Source organism: Bradyrhizobium sp., from assembly GCF_019242285.1.
Taxonomy (GTDB): domain Bacteria; phylum Pseudomonadota; class Alphaproteobacteria; order Rhizobiales; family Xanthobacteraceae; genus Bradyrhizobium.
Window position 1 is genome coordinate 1 of the sequence record NZ_JAFAVV010000110.1, and the last position, 2,048, is coordinate 2,048.

General features: G+C 67.3%; 2 protein-coding genes. One reads left to right on the forward strand and one right to left on the reverse strand.

The annotated features are described in order from the left end of the window. A partial coding sequence (locus JOY90_RS04095; protein WP_291689881.1) for a PRC-barrel domain-containing protein occupies positions 1-245 on the reverse strand: 245 nt, incomplete at its 3' end. 156 nt (positions 246-401) lie between these two features. Here JOY90_RS04095 and JOY90_RS04100 point away from each other — a divergent pair. Continuing rightward, the coding region (locus JOY90_RS04100) for a thiamine pyrophosphate-dependent enzyme (RefSeq protein ID WP_291689882.1) at positions 402-2,048 on the forward strand (1,647 nt) is incomplete at its 3' end.

The following is a 2,048-nucleotide window of genomic DNA, read 5'->3' on the forward strand; positions in this document are numbered from 1 at the left end:
TAGTCCACCGTGCGGCTGTACGGCGGCAGCAGGTTGAACTGGGCGTGGCTCACGCGCAGCGAGACTTTGTCGGAGCTGGCGTTGGTCACGTCCTCCATCGGCACGAGGCGCTCGGTGCCGAACACGCGGCCGTCGCGCACCACCAGCTCGGTCAAACGCCGGCCTCGAGCGGCAACGACGATGCGCGAGACGTCGCCAACTCGACCGTCCGTGGCTTCGACGTGCGCACCAATGCGGATGTTCATGGCGTGGTCTCCCATCGTCAGCTGGCTCGGATGCGTCGGATTCGATCCCGCCGAGTGTGCGCAGGGCCTGGCTCAGCGACTGCTCAACAGCGCCCGGCGACTTGCTCGGGCAAGCCGCGCACGGCGCTGCGGCACGCCCTCTGCAGCCATAGGCGCATGGCTCACACAACCGCCGCCGATATCCTCGTCCAGCGGCTCATCGATTGGAACGTCGACACCGTCTTCGGCTTGCCCGGCGACGGCATCAACGGCGTCATGGAATCGCTCCGCGTCCGGCACGAGGAGATCAAGTTCGTCCAGGTCCGGCATGAGGAAGCCGCCGCCTTCGCCGCCTGCGCCTACGCGAAGTTCACCGGCCGCCTCGGCGTCTGCCTCGCCACCTCCGGTCCCGGCGGCATCCATCTCCTCAACGGCGTCTATGACGCCAAGCTCGACGGCCAGCCGGTCCTCGCCATCACCGGCCTGCAGCATCACGATCTGCTCGACACCTACACCCAGCAGGACGTCGACCTCGACAAATTGTTCATGGACGCCTGTGCCTACAGTGTGCGGGTGATGGGCGCGGCGCATATGCAGAATGTCGCCGAAATGGCCTGCCGCACCGCGCTCGCCTACCGGCAGCCGACCCACATCACCATTCCGGTCGACGTCCAGTCGCAGGCGGTCTCCAAGGACGAGCGTTCCGAGCGCAACATCAAGGATCATGTGTCGAACATCATGGCACGCGGCGGGCACTTGCCCGATTCCGCCCAGCTCGAACGCGCCGCCGCGATCCTGTCGGAGGCGAAGAAGCCCTTCATCCTCGCCGGCCGCGGCGCGCTCGGCGCCCGCGCGGAGCTGGAAGCGATCGCCGCGCGGCTGAAGGCGCCGGTCGGCATGGCGCTGCTCGGCAAGGGCGCCATTCCCGACGAGAGCCCCTATGCGACCGGCGGCGTCGGCCTGCTCGGCACCAAGGCGTCGCAGGAGGCGATGGAGAGCTGCGACACCCTGCTGATCGTCGGCTCCTGCTTCCCCTATGTCGAATTCTACCCGAAGCCGGGCAGCGCCCGTGCCGTGCAGATCGACGTCGATCCGAAGCGGATCGGCCTTCGCTACCCGGTCGAGGCGGGGCTGGTCGGCGACAGCGCCAAGGCGCTGGAGGCGTTGCTGCCGCTCGTCCGACCCAACCCCAGCGACGCTTATCTCAAGGCCGCGCAGGAGACGATGCGCGAATGGCGCGCGCTGATGCACGAGCGCGGCACGAGGCGCGACACGCCGATGAAGCCGCAGGTCGTCACCCACGAGCTCAACAAGCTGCTGCGCGACGATGCGATCGTCATCACCGACAGCGGCACGATCACCGCCTGGACGGCGCGCCACATCGACATGCGCCCGGGCCAGCAATTCAGCTGCTCGGGCACGCTGGCCAGCATGGCCTGCGGACTGCCTTATGCGATCGGCGCGTCGATCGCCTATCCGGGCCGGCAAATCATCTCGGTGATCGGGGATGGCGCCATGGCGATGCTGATGGGCGACCTGGTGACGCTGAGGAAATACAATCTCGACGTGAAGTTGGTCGTCATCAAGAACAACGCGCTCGGCCAGATCAAGTGGGAGCAGATGGTGTTCCTGGGCAACCCCGAATATGGCTGCGAGCTGGAGCCGATCGACTTCGTCGAGGTCGCCCGCGGCTGCGGCATCGCGGGCGTCCACATCGAGGATCCCGAACGCTGCGGCGATCAGCTCCGCGAGGCGCTGGCAACACCGGGGCCGTGCCTCATCGAATGCGTGGTCGATCCGAACGAGCCGCCGATGCCGCCGAAG